A 16,824-nucleotide genomic window follows, 5' to 3' on the forward strand; every position below is an offset into this window, starting at 1 on the left:
CCTTTACTACTTACTGCTGACTGGCCAAATTCTGAACAAGCTTTTCACTTTTAACAGGAATGACGATGACTTGACCAGGTTTAATTGAATCTGCACTGACTTCGTTGTGCTCTTCTATCCAACCAATGAATTCTTTTTTTGTCAAATCAGCTTCTTCATATTTTTCTGCAATCTCCCATAAGGTATCACCTTCATTTACTTCTATTGAAAGAAAATTATTTTTTTGATTTTTGTCTAATGTGCAGGAGAATAAAATTGAAAAGATAAATACTGATCCCGCTAATAGAATCGTATAAATATAATTTTTGTACAACTTTTTCATAAATATCCCTCCAAGGCGAATGTTCGTTCGTATCTTATACCCAGATTATAGTACGAACGTTTGTTTCAGTCAACAACAAAATTCGAACTTATGTTTGTATAGAAATAGGGACCATGCTATAATAAAGCAAAGAACTTTGGAGAAGAGGTGCACATATGACTAAACTATCAAAACGGCAGCAAGATATTCTTGATTTCATTAAAGAAGAGGTTCGCCAAAAAGGGTATCCACCTTCCGTAAGAGAGATTGGCGAAGCAGTGGGACTTGCATCAAGTTCAACGGTACATGGACATTTATCTCGTTTGGAAAGTAAAGGACTAATCAGACGTGATCCTACTAAGCCGAGGGCCATTGAAATCTTAAACATAGAGGAAGCCAACACTATACCTAAGACTAATGTCGTTAACGTGCCGTTGCTTGGGAAAGTAACAGCAGGCATGCCGATAACCGCCATTGAGAACATAGAAGAATACTTCCCACTTCCCGAAAGTATGGTTCCTCATGATGATCATGTATTCATGCTCGAAATCATGGGAGAAAGTATGATTGAAGCAGGAATTCATGATGGGGATTATGTCATCGTGAAACAACAGAGCAATGCCAATAATGGAGATATCGTAGTAGCCATGACTGAAGATGATGAAGCCACGGTAAAACGATTCTTTAAGGAACCGGATTACATACGGCTTCAGCCTGAAAATTCAAATATGGAACCAATTATTTTAAGAGGTGTCACGATACTTGGAAAAGTAATAGGCCTGTATAGACAAATACACTAAAAGCGCTAACTGCGCTTTTTTTTGTTTGTCTAATTTATGTCCCATATTCCATCAATATGCATATGGAAGACTATGTTTTTGTGAATTTTTTATTTTTTAGTAGAAATCGTTTTTAATAGGAGTATCTACTTTTTCTCTTTAATCTATCAAGCGATCTTTGACTTCATATTTCAGTTAACAGTACCTATGTATTAAAAAGGCAAAATACCTCGTTTCGATCTTTCAGTACGGATGAAAGTGCTTAAGGAAAGTTTTTACTCATAAAACCAAATCTTGCTCCCCACTCATTTTTTTACTGCTCTCCTACTTCTACTGTAGTTAAACGTTTAATAACTGTCCAAAAGGTGTATCGGGCAATCTTTAAATCTTTAAGAGTAAAGACGGTGAAAAAGGATGATTTATGAGATAATTGAACGTTTTGTAGGTGAACTAGCTCAAGTAAACGGGGAAAGGAAAGACTGTCCAGAAACTCACTTCCGAAATATACTCAAGTCGGAGACGTATTGACTTTTGAAGGTATTACTATCGAGGTATCCTAGGAAGAACAATATAAATAAAGAAAAGAAATGGATGGTTTAATGGAAGAACTTTGGGATGACTTACATCAAAAAAAACTTTGAATCCACCATTATGTAATGGATTCAAAGTTTTTTATTTTGAACCGTGAAAAACCCTCAAACCAAGTCAAATCAAGAGCATTTAAACATTCCTCTTAATCGGTCTAAATCTTAAGGTATAAATACTTTATTGATGGTAAAAATTAATTAAATAAACCTTCCTTTACTTTCTCGTGAAAGTGGTGTTATTATTTGGATTTCCCAACCATCCATACAAACTTTTGGGATGCAGTAATAGCCATCCCAACTATCATAATCTTGACTCAAATTTTGAAGATCATGTTTCATATCCCTCCAAAATTCATACCTACAATTGCTATAGTTCTAGGTTTAATCATTTCCATTTTCATTAGCCATCGTCATCACTTTGTAGCAGGCATTTTCATGGGCTGGTTCTATGGTTACGCAAGCATAGGCAATTATGCTGCGCTCAAAACTGCCATTTTGTCATATAGAGATTCTAATCAAAATAAGGATTAAGTAAACAGCGGTTTGCAGCTTTTTCTGCAGATGCAAATATTCTTAAACCTTATTCTCCTTTTGAATTCAAGTTTAAGCTACATAGTTAATTCCTAAAAATACACACATCGAATTGTTTTATTAACAAATTTTCCTAAGTAGAAATCTTTAAATAAAATAAAGAGAGCCTTATTGCTTCTGCATAACGCTCTTCTCCCTGTATCCCCTAAACAAGATGCCCTCTCAATAAAGAGAGGGCTATTTCCTAATTTTTTTAGTCTATTTTTCAATATAGACTGAGCGAATCAAAGTACGAGTTCTTTCAGTACCATCTATATTTTTTTCTTTTACATCAATCGTTATATTATAAACACCTGATTTAGGCACTTCTGGAAAGGCACCCGAAAAATTCTCTGTATCAATTTCTTTTATTGAGCTATTTTTAGCAATTTCATTTCCATCTTCATCAATAAGATGAACAGTAAAGGTGGTGCTAGTTGACTTATATTTATTTTTCATCGGAGTCTTTATTAAGAATTTTGCATCCTTTTGTTTTACTTTCCCGGACATACTTAATGTAATGGGATCCATTTCATTAAATTGTGCTGTTAACAGGAATGCATCTTTTGGTGACTTTGTCTTCATTCGTACCTTCCAGTTTCCAACTTCAAGGCTATTTCTTTTAAATGTTTGGATAGTTGCACCAGAAAAAAAGGATGATTTATTCTCAGTAGAGATTACTTGTAAGGAGGGTAAATATGTTTGATCAGATGGAGAAATTAATTCCACCTCTACATCATCTGAGGCTGTGTATATCGTTACATTACCAGAGGTTGGTTCATTAACATTGAAGGTTTGCTCGATCCAGGCATGTTGTTGCAGCATTCCTCCATGAACTGTTTGAGAAATATCAGTTTTAATAATCTCATCTTGAACTTGTTGTGTTGACTTAGTATTTAAACTTGGAACTCCAGCAATTGAATCACTTCTTAAGTATGGTTCAATTCTTGAAAAGACAGCAGAACCTATGCGTATGTTGTCGTGATCTAAGTTTGGATCAGTAAACAAATGGAAAGCATAAGGTAATTTTGCACTCCATACATTTACTAGACCATCATTTTCTCCATAAGAAGATAAATATTGTCCTCCCATTGATAAAGCGGAAAGAGCTGGACCTCTATTCATTCCTGTAGCGGTGTAATACTTATTTTTTCGAGAGTTTACATGGTTATCTGTGACTGAACGAAATTCTGCCATTTTTCCTACTTGCAAAGAGTATGTTCCATCATCTTTTTGACCAAGCAACGAACCCAGCCAACCCGCATACCAGCTATAAGCTAAATCAGCTAAGTTAGAACCATGATGAGGAGAAGCCAGAGTTATAACCCTTCCAACATAAAGATGTGCTCCATAGTGAACAAGGGCTGCTTGAGTGTCTGGCCCTCCCTTACTATGAGCTATAATATTAACTTTTCTTCCCCCAAAATGGTTACTGATATCAGCAAGTTTTGATGTTAAAAGCCTACCATTAGTATATTGGCTTACTGAACCATTTCCAGCCGCATCATAGAGCTGAACAAAAACAGTTTGGTAACCCGCTTCATATGCTTTTGTATACATATCATTTACACCATGATATTCCGTTTCTCCGTACCAGCTAGTTGAACTCCCATTTTTTCCTTGAACAAATACGATTGGTGGTTTATTTACATCTAGATTAGGTGGGATATCTCCTAGAAACCAATCCCCTGGTGTGAAAGTTTCAGATGGCGGCTTTAATTTCCCTGCCGAGGTAATGTTTGGCTTAACCATAACTAATATTGTTGAAATGAGGACTAGAAAAACGATATATTTAATTAAATTTCTTTTCAATTATTTTCTCCTCCTAGACCTTTTTTTGTATTTTCCGAATATCCAAAACCTCCTTTTCTCATTTTACAAGTCTTTATTAAGTCTATATTTGTGCTTTAGCAATCTATTACCTGTAATCTTTCTAAAAATGAGTGAAAAAAACTAGAGATATTTCAACAATGTAGAGATAAAGTATGACTAGTATATCTATATCTTATTAATAAACATAGGTCCATCTCATTCAAGAGGTACTCTCATAAATAAAATCTCTAAAATCTGTAGCATAGGTGCACTTCGGCCAATTTTTGGTTCAAAAAAAGTTTACAACATTTTTATCGGCATCAGGATGGGAAAACAAAAAGCCAACATTATAAAATGTCGACTCAATCAATACAACACTTAACATTATTCAGCTATAAAGGTAAAGGTCGGCATAGGTTTTATTTCGGTGCTACTTATAGCCGCTTCTAAAAAATTCATTTCCGATTTGATAAGTGTATTTAATCTTACTTTTGTTACATGTTATAGAATTAATCAATACAACCCCACAATAAGAAAGCCAACAATATTTATGCTGACTTTATCATTTTTCATATTAAACTTATCAAAGCTCTAGTTTAATGATAGCTAATTAGCCTCATGTATCATATTACCATCCATATAGCTGAAGATATGAACCCCTTCTTTTTCCAATAATACTGGCAGGTAGTGAGGTATTTTCTCTGGAATTCCAAGGTTTTGAGGGTCGAGTATCCAGTCAATTGACTTCCAATCTAAAATACCTTCTCGCATTTTCTTTGGTGTCTCATATACATGACTGCTATCTAACTCACCTAAAAAAACATGAAGCCCCTCGATTACACCCTCTGCAGTTTCCCATGTTATTGTACCTTGTGAGAAAAAATCTTCTAAGTGTATACCAGTTTCTTCCTCTAATTCACGCAGAGCAGCTTCCTCTGGTGATTCTCCTCTTTCAATTTTCCCTCCCACACCGTTCCAAACCCCCATAATTGGCGCTTTTTCTCTATTAAGCATGAGCAATTTACTCCCTTGCTTAATAAAACAAACTGTATATTTGAACGACCTCATAATCCAACACCTCTAATAGAATATATTACTTTAAATTATTAATTAGATTATTCTTAAATCACTGCATTATCAGCTTACTAACTTTCTTTGTGGCATCATCCCATTATCGAACAAAAAAGCCAACAATAATTAGATTGACCTATACTGATTCTTATTTTGTTCTTCTAGTTAGATCGTATATTTGCCTATTTTCAGAATAAGATTTCTTCATAAAAAAAGCCATTTGTTTTGTATTTTCCCCAAAGTCTTTTTTTCACAACTTCAACTTTTCTTTTGCTTAGGAGTAGTGAATTCCCGATAGTATAGAAGTTTTCTATGATTTGTCGAATTAATTCCCATACAAAGTATAGGGTGACAGCATCTCAAATTCTTCACTTCAAATATAGCACACAACTATTGAACAGAAGCAGATAGGAACAATTAGTAAAGAACCTGCGCTAGAGAATTTAACATTTTTATACTTATTTATGTACTTATTACCTTCTTCGATATTACTTTATTAGGTAAATATCTCCCTGGACAGTTACAATTGCACATCAAAATGTATCCAAAAGATTAAAGTACAATTTCTTAGAGAAAATTATTAAATTGAAATTAGTGTATTATTATCGATATTTGACATGAAATTCAGGATGATTTGTCTTTCTATAAGGAACAAGCCCTATCTCCTACAAAGGAAAGAGAGCTCAAATATTTTTATTAATCTTATTTGCAATTTCTTCGATTGCGCCAATTGCTCCTAGTCTTAGTGTACTAAATAATTCATTTCATAGATTTAATTAAATCCTTTCTTTTCGATAACTCATGTTGCCTTCCAAAAACAAATAGATTGTCTTTCTGGGTTTGATCCAAGATTTCTTTTTTTATCAGCAGTTTTAAATAAAAAACCGTAAACTTCACTAAGGTAACTATCTAGATTTACTTTCAACACAACTTCACCTGTGGATGGATCCATTACAATTGAATCACCCAATAAAATTCCATGGCCATAATAATCAATGCCTGCATGTTCTGGTTGCGCTTTAAAGCTAAGAAAACCTATCTTTAGAGTCTGAGAAATTTTTGGATGTTTGATTTCTTTAGGCACTTAACTCGCCTCCTTTATACTCGTATTTCACACCAACAACAGGTAAATTAATTTCTGTGATAAGCTCTTCTTTTCTTTTGTCAAGTGTTTGTCTACGATTTGAAAACTAAACGAGATACTTTGCGCAAGAGTTATCCTGGCCCTTACCTCTAAAGGGGTACCCCAACATTTCGTGAATTGCTAATTAATATATAGAAAGTTGAAGCTGGTTTCTCTTACACTATGCACTTTTACTGAAATTCTTTGTTGATTCTCGTCCAAAAAAAGAAAAAATCTTCAAATTCCAGTAACGGGTTCGGTTTTGAGGTGCAAAAAAAAAGAAATTTATTCTTCTTTACATAAGACTTGAGGGCTCAACTTATTAGTTTATATCCTTTACTTGCTAAAGGAATTGTTGCTCTGCCTGTTCCACAGGCTAAATCAATTATAGGACGGTTTTTGAAGCCCATTTCAAAAGATATGAAAGGTCTTCAATGTATGGTTCATTTTCATTTTCTGTACAACACTTAGCGTATGTTTTGAGCTTTTAGTTGGTGGGTTCCCTTCACGGAAGGCAAACGGGGATCTATAGGGGAATAAACGAACTAGAAGAATCAGTTTTTTGTTTCCAACATAAAAGACTGTCGAGACATTTTCGACAGTCCGATGGACTATATTTTAGTGGTGAACCTTTATTTGTGAAGGTTACCCTTGGGATTCTACGAACTCTTTTACCATGGGCGGACGGTGGTCTTTCCAAGGTCGAGCCTCTTCGATTTGGCGAGCAAGCTTAAGGAGAGTGGCCTCTTCCCCAAATCGACCAGCAAACTGCATACCGATAGGTAAACCATTATGACTCCAAGCAAGCGGAAGCGAGATAGCTGGTTGTCCGGTGGTGTTAAAAACATTTGTGAATGGAGCGTAAGTAAAGATCTGCTCCGTCCATTGTTCTGCACTTACTCCTGGGGCATTGGCATTAAGTTGACCCAAAAGAAGAGGTGGTTGTCCCGTGGTAGGAGTTAGTAAAACATTATAGTCTTTAAAAAACTCTCCGATTGTTCTTGACACCATATTCATAATATCCAAAGCTTGCAACAATTCGACAGCTGTCATCGATTTTCCATGCTGATAGCAAGCCCAGCTTGTAGCTTCTAAATTCTCCTCGGATGGATTTTTCCCCAGAAACTGGGCCACGTTATCCATCATATTTGCCAGATTACTTGTCCATAGTCGAACTGTTGCCAGCATGTGCTGTTCGTTATTAATGTATGGAGTAGTTTCCACTACTTCATGTCCCAGTTCTTCACAAAGTCTCACAGTCTCATATAAAGCTTTATTACATTCTGGATTAACAGGTACACCGGAAAGTGGTTTGTCTGTCCAAGCAATTCGAAGACGTTGAGGTGGTGTAGAGAGTTCCTTAAGATAAGGAGTGGTAGGGCGTTCAGCCCAAGCATAGCAGCCTAGATCTGGGCCTGATACAGCATCAAGTAGTGCTGCCGTATCTCTCACGGTTCGTGTGAGCGCAAATTCAATACCGAGTCCACAAAGCACCTCTCCCATATCCGGACCAGTTGGTATACGACCTCGTGTAGGTTTTAACCCAATGAGTCCATTGCAAGAGGCAGGAATTCGAATCGATCCACCACCGTCGTTGGCATGAGCAAGAGGTACAATTCCTGCCGCAACAGCTGCTCCCGATCCACCACTGGAACCTCCTGAACTCCTTTCATTATTCCAAGGGTTACGTGAAGGGCCATAGAGAACAGATTCAGTTGTCGCATTAAATGCAAATTCAGGTGTGGCTGTCGTCCCGATGGTTACAAAACCAGCTTTGCGGAAACGTGCCATTAATTCTGTGTCATGAGGGAGTACGAAACCATCAGCTAGTTTACTCCCCATTCGTGAAGGTATGCCAGAGGCATGAAGAGCCATTTCCTTGATGAGAAAGGGAACCCCTTTGAACGGTCCATTTGGTAAAGCTTCCAGGTCACGTTTCGCGTTTTCCCTTTGAATACTAACTACAGCATTCAGCTTGGGATTTATTTCTTCTATAGCATGTAAGGCTGTTTTTATCAGCTCCTCAGGGGTGACTTCCTTACTTTTTACTAACTCTGCTAAACCAACACCATCATACTGAAGATACTCCGAAAACTTCATCAAAAATCCCTCCTGTTTTTTTAAAATATTATATATTTTCAGTATAATTAAGCGAGGTGAACTCGCCAATTACCTAAAAGGACCAAAAAAGGAGGAGAATGTACTACTTTTAGGTGAAATCGGTTGCAAAATTCAATATAATGGAGTTGGAATATTTTGATTTGTGTGGAGGGTATCAAAATGGAAAAGTTGTCTCGTAAAGATTATGAAGATATACATCGTGTCCTTCATGAAACCATGGTATCACCTGACATGTACCGAAGACAGGTTCTTCAAGCTTTATCCCTTACGTTTGGATATGACAAATCTATATTCTGGATATCAGAATCTAATGGACATTTGGTTGACCCAACAAACCATAATATACACGACCATATTATAGATCTTTACTGTAGTCAGTACTACCAAATGGATATTTTATATCCAATGAATATTAAAGAAAAAATGAGATGCAAACAAGTTATTGCCATAAATGATGTTATGAGCACTTTTAAATACGAGAAAAGCTTATACTATCAGTCCTTTATGAAGGAGTACGGATTTTATGACGAATTAGGCGTATATCTAGTCCATCAAGCAAAACTGTTAGGTGCAATCGGCCTTGTTCGATATGAGCACGAAGAGCCATTTAATGCGAAGGATACTTTTAAATTAGAGATATTGGCTAAGTCCATATCATTTTCTTTAGCGAACTTTCTTTTACTAGAAGAAATAGGGGCTCAAAAGAAAACACTAGAAATGCTTTCCAACGCCTCATCCACTGGTCAAATTCTCTTTAATTCCGCCATGACTATCTATCATGCAAACTCTGCGGCTAAGGAAATCTGCTCTATCCATTTTGCATCCCAAGTTATTCGAAACCCTGTTCAGCAATTTTTGCAGGAAGTGATATGGAAAGAAAACTGGAAACTAGGCTTGATCAGCAAGATTCTATTGCCTACCCGGCAAGAAGTTACGATTTATATTATGAAGGCTGACATCTCAAAAGATCATTACGCAGCTTACTTAAGTCTAAGTGATGAAAAAGAAGTACACCATCTAATCGAAGAAAAACTAACCACTAAAGAACGAGATATTCTAGCATACATTACTAAAGGATATACCAATGAGGAAGTATCAAAAGAGCTTTTCATTAGCGTAAATACAGTGAAGCGTCACCTTCAAAATATTTATCGTAAATTAGGGGTAAAAAATCGAACGAGTTTAAGTTATCTAGTTATGATGAGAGACTAGAGGCAATGAACCAGAAGAGTTCGTTGTTGATGAACTCCATCTATATTTAAACTTCGTTACAAGATTCAGGTGGTTTATGAATACTTTCAACAAAGGAAGGTTCTTCTTACCTTAGAATCGTATTTTTTATTATTTCATACTATGTATAAGTGAATGTAAATTAACCGTTAGCGTTCATTTCCTGAAGATAATTAAGTAATTGTGTAATAGTCCAATGTCCAAGTCCCTTTTCTTCAATAAAGAATTAGATGTTTCATGACAATAAAATTATTCCGTTAAAGGGCCAGATTGTTGAATAAGATAGTAGTTTAGTTATATAGATTATAAATACGCATAATGTTAAAATTTTCAGATTATTTAAAAAATAATATTAAGGGGAGGATTATAATGAAACAAAAATTGTTCGTATTTCTTTCATTTTTGGCGTTAACCACAATGTCATTTTCTATTCCCAATGTAGAGGCTGCAAGTTATAACGGGAAGAGTCCAGTTTCTACTGGTTGTCAAAATGATGCCTACACGGCAGTTTCTACGAGTGTGAAGAAGGATAATGGAACCATTGTTGGAACAATTCAGGTAAAATATAGTCCATCCTGTAAGTCTGCTTGGGCGAAAACTACATTTAATTCTGCCTTGCCATCCGGTTATACAGGGAATGCCTTTATTCACCAGTTTAATTCAGATCATTCGATAAAGCTCCGATCATATGATTGTAATAGTTCTGGAGGAAATGGAAAAGTACTTTCCGGACAAAAATCATGTTATACCCCCATGGTTGATGATCCAGTGGGAAATTATGCGAAAGCAGAAGGATATCGATCAACAAGCTCGAACCCTTTTGAAGCTTATGGTATTACTGGATACTATTAATAGGGGTCCTGCCGACAAAACGCGAATACGCTAAGACAATTTTTGGAATAAAAAGCCCTGAACTTTCTACGCTAAGTAGAAGATTCAGGGCTTTGTTTGAAAAGACTTATCTTATTGTTGATCACACTTTTTCTTTAATATCTTTTTCATCATATTGTTTAACAGTTAGCCAAGGTTCAATTAGCATTTTTAAGTCCTGTTGAAATATGGTAGAATCCGCATTAATTTTGTTAATTCGATTACTTGGTTCGATTTATAACAATTGGAATGTGGCCCCTTAATCCTCGAATCGTTTCCGTGCCCCTAATAAAGTTGTATCGTTTTGAAAAAAGATTGATTGAAATATGGGCTATATTTGATGTGAAACGTTGATTTTACAACGTTTATAAATTTTTTAATCAAACTTTTTTATAAAAATTGAGTTGCTGTTTTAAGTTATACAGGTTTGAAAAAAATAGAGCCCCTCAGTAAGATACGAGTATAGAGTCCAATCTAACTCAAAGTCTTAAGGAGGAAGCCCTACTATGAATTTTAAAATACAAAACAAACAAAATCAACTAATTGAAAGAATTACGGATCAACATCTAGTTGTTGGTGTGGATATCGCCCAACACGTACACGTGGCCCGTGCTGTAAACTATCGGGGCATTGTGATCGGGAAACCTTTGTCTTTTGAAAATAACGAAGAGGGTTTTACTAGATTACTAAACTGGATCAAGGAACTAAAACACATGAAAAACCTAGACACCACGATAGTTGGAATGGAACCTACCGGTCATTATTGGATGAACCTTTCAAAGTGGCTAGTCAAACAAAACATTGATGTCGTCACGGTCAATCCTCACCATGTCAAAAGAAACAAAGAAAATCGTGATAATACGCAATCAAAAAGTGATAAAAAAGATGCCCTTGTCATCGCTGATATGGTGAAGAATGGCTATTATGCCTTCGTTCGTTCCACTTCAGAATCATTTGAAAAACTTCGTGTCCTTATGGCTAACCGAGATGTGATCGTTAAGCGTCTTGTTAGCTCCATCAACCAAATTAATCGCTGGGTGGATGTTGTCTTTCCCGAGCTCCAGCAAGTGTTTAAAGACGTATCATGTAAAGGGGCAATCGCAACCCTACGCCTCTTTCCTACCCCAGCTGAATTAAGTTCCTTACAGCCTCAAGATATCGTAACCGGGTGGAAATCATGTATGAAGCGACATTCCGGGCATAAAAAAGCCCGTTCCCTGCTTACATTGGCCAAGCGTTCAATTGGTACGAAACAAGCCCTTGATGCATATAAACTTCACTTGGAACAGTTATTAGAGGAATATGATCTCGCTTCATCCCAACTCGAAAGAGTGACGCAAGAAGTCACAAACGTCTTGGAACAGATTCCATTCGTTAAGCAAATACTTGCCATTAAAGGAATCAGCGTAATTTCACTGGCGGGCATCTTAGGAGAAGCTGGAGATCTGAGTGGGTTCGCTCACGGGAATGCGCTCCTTCGTCATGCAGGATTGCATCTCGCTGAGGCAAGCTCTGGGAAGTGGAAAGGCCAAATTGTTCTTTCCAAACGTGGAAGATCACGCCTGCGGCGTTACCTCTTCCTTGCGACCATGAGTCTGGTGATGAATAACCCTGAGTTTAAAGCCCTACACTCGAACAATGTTAAGGTGAAGAAGATTAAGAAAATGAAATCCATCATGAAACTATGTGGAAAACTCGCCCGTGTCCTAGTAGGGATTGCTCGTAATGGCTCTGCCTATAAACCGGAAATGGTCTTCCCTCTTGAACAACTAGCAGCGTAAATTTACATTCACATTGTTATTTAACGAAAGTTGGCTTATTCGTAGGATTTCAAAGAAAGCACGAAGTACTGGATGTAATGAACAAAAGGGCAATGACCCGTTCCGTTAGCAAAACCAGCCTCCACCCCTTGGATAGGCATGACGAAGGAATGAAAGGGCATATGATTATGACCCGTTGAGACATGGGAGGGAAAGCCTCCAGGGGCAGCGTGGAAAATGCGTGCAGCATATGTAATAATATGGGATTCTCAATAGATCCTCTATTTCAATCTGCCCTCATCTTATCAAAACGGTCCTATCTCTTTCGTTCATCTAAAGCAACCTATACCATGTGGTTTGAAATCCTGCGAATAAGCGAGTATTCGTGAGCATTATCTATTAAACTGAGGGAGTTCATTATGACTTATTGTAGAGTTGACACAAACTGTGCGGTAAAACTTCCTGGGAAGGTTGGTTGAAGAAGAAATGAAGTTATTTAATTAACTAAAAAGAGATTGTGATAGAGGAGACTTTTAATGGATAACTTTAAGCAAGCAATAGTTAATGGTGATTTTGTTAAAGCAAAACACATTGCTTTGAATATAGACGCGGAAAATCTTAAAGAGATTCTTTTTATTGTTGCCTACGATGATGAAAATATCTCACCATATAGTTTTGTGAATTACTTATTACTTGATAAGGAGACCTCAGAATTACATCATTTGGCATCATTTCTACTTAGTATGGCACTAAACAATATAAAGGGGGCATATCAAACAGCTTGTTTTCATGCGAAAAAGGCTGCAGAATTATCTCCTGACGATATTAGTTTTAAGGAATATTTACTGCTTTTTTATGACTTGCCAGAACAGTTATTAAGTAAAGAGGAAGCTAATGAAATAGCTAAAGAGATATTAATGATTGATCCTAATAATGCAACTGTAAAGAGCATCTTTTAAAGATAACAGACTTTTAATGGATCATCTTTAGGATGATATCGCATTACCGCATAGTACGAATAAACTGAGAGACTGTACTACACATATCCATACAGCCCTATTGTGAAAGCAAACGTCATTCACTGTGCGTTTATACTAAGCTTTTTCAACTAAACTACCTCTCTAGTTCCATTATAAAAAGGCTACCACAGCAACCTCCCTTATTGAAGTAAAGAACCCGTTAGTGAAAAAAATTAACAGTATTGTTCTCTGAAAATCATATTGAATCTAGGCTTTAAAGTTATTTCGATAAATTTTTACATATCTGTCCGAATCACCGTGAAACAAACGAATTTTTGAATGCTCCTTTTTTCTTCCACAATTTCAATTTTATTAACAGAAAGTAATTCAATATATGACATACTTTATTTGTTTTCTTTTCCTTAACACTTAAAGTAAATTCGTGATAAAAAGGGGAAAGGATAATCTCATATATTTCTTTTTCATTTTCTAAAACAAAAGTTGATGTGTCGTAATAAAAAGCATCTGTCTCATCTTTCCTCTTAGGAATAGCTCCAAATACAGAAATTAGGTCTAATTCTTCTGGAAAATCCATTATTCTCTCTCCTATTGAGTTATAAAAAATTTTTATAATAAGTAATTCACTTTAATCTTAAGATAATCCTTCTTAAACTAAACTACCCCTTTAGTTCCAAAAAGAAAAAGCTGCCTTAAAGACAGCTCTGATCTTCAGCTAACGCACCCGTTAGTTCAACAACACAAGTATATTTAGCTTATCCATTACGCGTACCTATACGACATTCTTTTCCTTGAATACATTGAAATGTGGACAAGGAAAGTAGGTGTAGATTATTAGGATTTAATGTTAACTGACTTTCTCAATACCCATACGCATGCCGAGGAAACCAAATCCTCAAAGTCCCATGCCGAGCCACGAAGGATATTGCCATGTTGCAATGGATCCTGCATCATTCCCATCCTTCTGTTACCTTGCGGTATATCGGCATTACCGAAGAAGAAACGAATAATGCCTAGAAAACATATTTAGTGTCTTTCACTAAGACTTAAAGCTTGAAATTTAAGATACAAACGAGTTCTTGAACTATTTTTCTAAAAAAACACTTTAGTCAAAGTTGGTAAAATTCTCTTTCCAATCAGTAGTTTGCAGCCGGCTGTAGAAAATTAGAACATTAAAGTGTAATGGATATCCAACTCCATAGAACCAGTACAATATATATCATTATTGGATTGACTTTTACATAAGATTTTTACGGATTTTAGATTAGCGACAATTGCAGTAAACGATGAATTCGGAGCAACATCAATATCCTCATGATCATTGGACAATTTTGTTATGGTAACTTGCATTGCACATGAATTACTAGTGTTTATTATTGTGATGGTTCCCGAAGGATTTTTTATATTGGAATCCGACGAGGCACAAAAATACGTTTGAGTCGTAACGTCATCACATTTTTGGTTAATGGGAACACATCTGTGTATGCAAATAAGCTTTTTCCGGGGACATTTTCTACTCCGTTTTTTCTTTTTGGAGTGACAGATACATTCGCAATCTTTGTTTTTTTTTCGTTTGCACTTCTTTCCCATAAAGCCAGCTCCCCCCATATAACTTTGTATGAGGAATTCAGCCGAATGCACCACAACAAACATCCATTTTTCGGGAAAATAGGCCTTGTACCAGTTAAAAATGTACAGGCTTTACATACTATGAAAAGAGGTGGTGATATTATGTGTGGAAATTCATCAAGTTCTGCCGTGTTTAATTTTTGTAATAATGTGTCCAAGCAAATTGTCAACATTCAACAATGTAATCCCATTTTCCAACCTACTCCGAGCGTTACTCCTCTTACCTACTTTACTAATCCAACGGGGTTAGTAATAAATGGTTCATTTACCGTAGTTAATACCAGTACTTCTTCCGTCTTTAATGTTGACTATACAACGGGAGTCACGACATCAACCATCGTTGTTACACCTGGTCGCTCGGAAACGATCTTCGTTGAAGATTTGAAAACCATTACTATCGAAAGTCTTACAGGAGCAACACCTGAAGCCAACGCAACAGGAAGTTTAGTATTAGATTTGCACTATTGCGTAAAATGCGCTTAGTTAAGACGAATAATCCAATTCACCATTGAGCCTTTGAATTTCTGCTTTATGATTATTCAGGATACGGCGGCGGTTACGAAGGCTGCTGCAAAATAGTATGAAAAAAGCCGACCTTTATTGGTCGGCTTCTTCAGCTAACCTGCCCCGTTAGTTGCATAAAAAAATTAAAGAGCGAAACTACGGAAATAATGAAGTGATAGATGTTGTCATTCTTGTTAATTCTACGTTAGATATCAAAGAAGCTCATGATATTTCACCCCATGTGGAGGAAATAATAGTTAAAGATTACGGAGTGTATCGTGTTCATGTCCATGTAGAGCCAAATTAATAAGTTAACAATTAATATGTTATCTTTCTTCTATTTGCAACTCCCGTGTGCTAGGATTGTTCTTTCATAATAGATCGCTTCAATGGAGTAATGAAAAAAGGCTATTTTCTCAATTTAATGTGAGAAATTAGCCTTTTTAATATTGTAATTTCCTTAACGTTGTAAAACCGCATTTTCCTGACGCTACCCCTTAAAGAAAAAAATAAACCTCTTTTTTAAACGGCACTGAATTAGTACCATAACCCATCCTTCAAAAAATATCTGCAAATACTCTGTTTAAATCTTAATAAACAATTAGTTCCAAAGTGATTATCAATAAGGTTGGAGGTGCGATAGCTAATCTTCCTCCAATCTTTTATTTAACAAAGTCTCGCTGTTTTTAATAAGTCATTCAAACAAGCAAGCTAGTTTACATAAACCACCTTATCAGAAGTAAATCCATTGGAACCCTCCATTCCAATGAATTTTTCTATTTAGGTACTTGTCCAAACTCTTTTCATCCTTTTACATAAACTGGTGATATAACCTCTTCTAACGCAAACATGATTTAAATAAAAAAGTATTATTATCATTTATCCCCTCAAGCGACTGGAGCTACTGAAGACACAGGACCAACCTTTTTAGCAGCCATCATGTTACCGGGGAACTCATCTTAATAGTATTCTTTATCACTAAATAACGCTTGAAACTCCTTATCATCTGCGAAACATCGAAAAACAAATCCATTGAGCAATCTTGTCTTACCCAAACAATTACCTCTATAAATGGAGTGAACTCATCTTTTAATGGTTATTTTCTAACCTTAGGGTTAACTTTAGTTGAATAGTCTTCTGTTAGGTGAGGCTCCTGTATAGAGATACGTTGCATCCCAAAAATGTCGAAAGGCGCCGATGGGTCAACAGGAAAAATCGGATTATGGTTTTTCTTAATGTAGCTGGTAAAACCTATGCTATACAATGCTAAAACTCAACAAGGGGAGAACATTTAAGCATTTTTTTTGTTTTTTATGGGCTCCTTTCTGTGTGAAAGGAGCCTTTATATTTTGGAGGTGAGGAATGCATGGGCACTGACGACCCCAATTCGTTGGAAAAACGCAAGTCGACAACAAGAAAGAGGCAACGAAGGTGTTCATGTCCTCTTGTAACAACTAAGAAGACTCATAACCTTTAATGCCTTGATCTAT

General features: G+C 36.2%; 14 protein-coding genes, 1 pseudogene and 1 riboswitch. Of the genes and pseudogenes, 8 read left to right on the plus strand and 7 right to left on the minus strand.

The window, feature by feature from the left end:
- Positions 1–10 precede the first annotated feature (10 nt).
- Positions 11–322, minus strand: coding sequence for a cell division suppressor protein YneA (yneA, locus tag JFV29_RS03190; RefSeq protein WP_201181210.1), 312 nt, complete (start codon positions 320–322; stop codon positions 11–13).
- A 155-nt stretch (positions 323–477) separates the two neighbouring features.
- Between yneA and lexA the strand changes: the two genes are divergently transcribed.
- On the plus strand, positions 478–1,101 hold the full coding sequence (gene lexA / locus JFV29_RS03195; RefSeq protein ID WP_053345509.1) for a transcriptional repressor LexA: 624 nt from the start codon (positions 478–480) through the stop codon (positions 1,099–1,101).
- An 809-nt stretch (positions 1,102–1,910) separates the two neighbouring features.
- Positions 1,911–2,198, plus strand: coding sequence for a hypothetical protein (locus JFV29_RS03200; protein ID WP_098174826.1), 288 nt, complete (start codon positions 1,911–1,913; stop codon positions 2,196–2,198).
- A 258-nt stretch (positions 2,199–2,456) separates the two neighbouring features.
- Here JFV29_RS03200 and JFV29_RS03205 read toward each other — a convergent pair whose 3' ends face one another.
- The 4 genes from JFV29_RS03205 to JFV29_RS03220 form a co-directional block, all read right to left on the minus strand.
- Complete coding sequence (locus JFV29_RS03205; RefSeq protein WP_446728234.1) at positions 2,457–3,989, minus strand: esterase/lipase family protein; 1,533 nt, start codon at positions 3,987–3,989, stop codon at positions 2,457–2,459.
- A 666-nt stretch (positions 3,990–4,655) separates the two neighbouring features.
- Positions 4,656–5,117: an NUDIX hydrolase gene (locus tag JFV29_RS03210; RefSeq protein WP_201181212.1), complete on the minus strand. Its 462-nt coding sequence runs from the start codon at positions 5,115–5,117 to the stop codon at positions 4,656–4,658.
- Between the two features lie 802 nt (positions 5,118–5,919).
- Positions 5,920–6,204, minus strand: coding sequence for a YqaI family protein (locus JFV29_RS30170; protein ID WP_342366490.1), 285 nt, complete (start codon positions 6,202–6,204; stop codon positions 5,920–5,922).
- A gap of 684 nt (positions 6,205–6,888) precedes the next feature.
- Positions 6,889–8,343, minus strand: coding sequence for an amidase (locus JFV29_RS03220; RefSeq protein WP_201181213.1), 1,455 nt, complete (start codon positions 8,341–8,343; stop codon positions 6,889–6,891).
- Between the two features lie 180 nt (positions 8,344–8,523).
- Here JFV29_RS03220 and JFV29_RS03225 point away from each other — a divergent pair, with 180 nt between their 5' ends.
- From JFV29_RS03225 to JFV29_RS03240, 4 genes are all read left to right on the plus strand, one after another.
- A complete protein-coding gene (locus JFV29_RS03225) occupies positions 8,524–9,576 on the plus strand; it encodes a LuxR C-terminal-related transcriptional regulator (protein ID WP_201181215.1) in 1,053 nt (350 codons plus the stop codon).
- A 387-nt stretch (positions 9,577–9,963) separates the two neighbouring features.
- The gene (locus tag JFV29_RS03230) at positions 9,964–10,446 is read left to right on the plus strand and encodes a DUF2690 domain-containing protein (protein WP_201181217.1); all 483 of its coding nucleotides are present in this window, start codon (positions 9,964–9,966) and stop codon (positions 10,444–10,446) included.
- A gap of 524 nt (positions 10,447–10,970) precedes the next feature.
- Positions 10,971–12,245 carry an IS110 family transposase gene (locus tag JFV29_RS03235; RefSeq protein ID WP_201181219.1) on the plus strand — a complete coding sequence of 425 codons (1,275 nt, stop codon included), beginning with the start codon at positions 10,971–10,973 and terminating at the stop codon, positions 12,243–12,245.
- A gap of 515 nt (positions 12,246–12,760) precedes the next feature.
- On the plus strand, positions 12,761–13,183 hold the full coding sequence (locus tag JFV29_RS03240) for a hypothetical protein (protein ID WP_201181220.1): 423 nt from the start codon (positions 12,761–12,763) through the stop codon (positions 13,181–13,183).
- A gap of 313 nt (positions 13,184–13,496) precedes the next feature.
- On the opposite strand, the gene JFV29_RS03245 is transcribed toward JFV29_RS03240, so the two are convergent.
- A complete protein-coding gene (locus tag JFV29_RS03245; RefSeq protein ID WP_201181221.1) occupies positions 13,497–13,778 on the minus strand; it encodes a hypothetical protein in 282 nt (93 codons plus the stop codon).
- A gap of 587 nt (positions 13,779–14,365) precedes the next feature.
- Entirely contained in the window at positions 14,366–14,854 is a 489-nt protein-coding gene (locus tag JFV29_RS31560) for an S-Ena type endospore appendage (RefSeq protein WP_446728154.1), read from the minus strand.
- Between JFV29_RS31560 and JFV29_RS03250 the strand changes: the two genes are divergently transcribed.
- Together JFV29_RS03250 and JFV29_RS03255 are read left to right on the plus strand one after the other, a co-directional pair.
- Positions 14,837–15,313, plus strand: coding sequence for an S-Ena type endospore appendage (locus JFV29_RS03250; protein ID WP_201224955.1), 477 nt, complete (start codon positions 14,837–14,839; stop codon positions 15,311–15,313). The genes JFV29_RS31560 and JFV29_RS03250 overlap by 18 nt on opposite strands.
- A 157-nt stretch (positions 15,314–15,470) precedes the next feature.
- Positions 15,471–15,641 (plus strand): annotated as a pseudogene (locus JFV29_RS03255) (cation transporter dimerization domain-containing protein); the annotation flags it as partial.
- An 822-nt stretch (positions 15,642–16,463) separates the two neighbouring features.
- A riboswitch (M-box (ykoK) riboswitch) is annotated at positions 16,464–16,625 on the plus strand.
- Positions 16,626–16,824 lie beyond the last annotated feature (199 nt).

It is taken from the genome of Peribacillus sp. TH16 (genome assembly GCF_016651095.1).
GTDB lineage: Bacteria > Bacillota > Bacilli > Bacillales > DSM-1321 > Peribacillus > Peribacillus butanolivorans.

Excerpts from the sequence above, each read along its gene's own strand:
- JFV29_RS03250 (WP_201224955.1), top strand. The coding sequence starts at position 14,837 with ATGCACCACAACAAACATCCATTTTTCGGGAAAATAGGCCTTGTACCA.
- JFV29_RS03245 (WP_201181221.1), bottom strand. The coding sequence starts at position 13,778 with ATGGATTTTCCAGAAGAATTAGACCTAATTTCTGTATTTGGAGCTATT.
- JFV29_RS03230 (WP_201181217.1), top strand. The coding sequence starts at position 9,964 with ATGAAACAAAAATTGTTCGTATTTCTTTCATTTTTGGCGTTAACCACA.
- JFV29_RS03205 (WP_446728234.1), bottom strand. The coding sequence starts at position 3,989 with ATGGTTAAGCCAAACATTACCTCGGCAGGGAAATTAAAGCCGCCATCT.
- JFV29_RS03220 (WP_201181213.1), bottom strand. The coding sequence starts at position 8,343 with ATGAAGTTTTCGGAGTATCTTCAGTATGATGGTGTTGGTTTAGCAGAG.
- JFV29_RS03225 (WP_201181215.1), top strand. The coding sequence starts at position 8,524 with ATGGAAAAGTTGTCTCGTAAAGATTATGAAGATATACATCGTGTCCTT.
- JFV29_RS03240 (WP_201181220.1), top strand. The coding sequence starts at position 12,761 with ATGGATAACTTTAAGCAAGCAATAGTTAATGGTGATTTTGTTAAAGCA.
- yneA (WP_201181210.1), bottom strand. The coding sequence starts at position 322 with ATGAAAAAGTTGTACAAAAATTATATTTATACGATTCTATTAGCGGGA.
- lexA (WP_053345509.1), top strand. The coding sequence starts at position 478 with ATGACTAAACTATCAAAACGGCAGCAAGATATTCTTGATTTCATTAAA.
- JFV29_RS31560 (WP_446728154.1), bottom strand. The coding sequence starts at position 14,854 with ATGTTTGTTGTGGTGCATTCGGCTGAATTCCTCATACAAAGTTATATG.
- JFV29_RS03235 (WP_201181219.1), top strand. The coding sequence starts at position 10,971 with ATGAATTTTAAAATACAAAACAAACAAAATCAACTAATTGAAAGAATT.
- JFV29_RS03210 (WP_201181212.1), bottom strand. The coding sequence starts at position 5,117 with ATGAGGTCGTTCAAATATACAGTTTGTTTTATTAAGCAAGGGAGTAAA.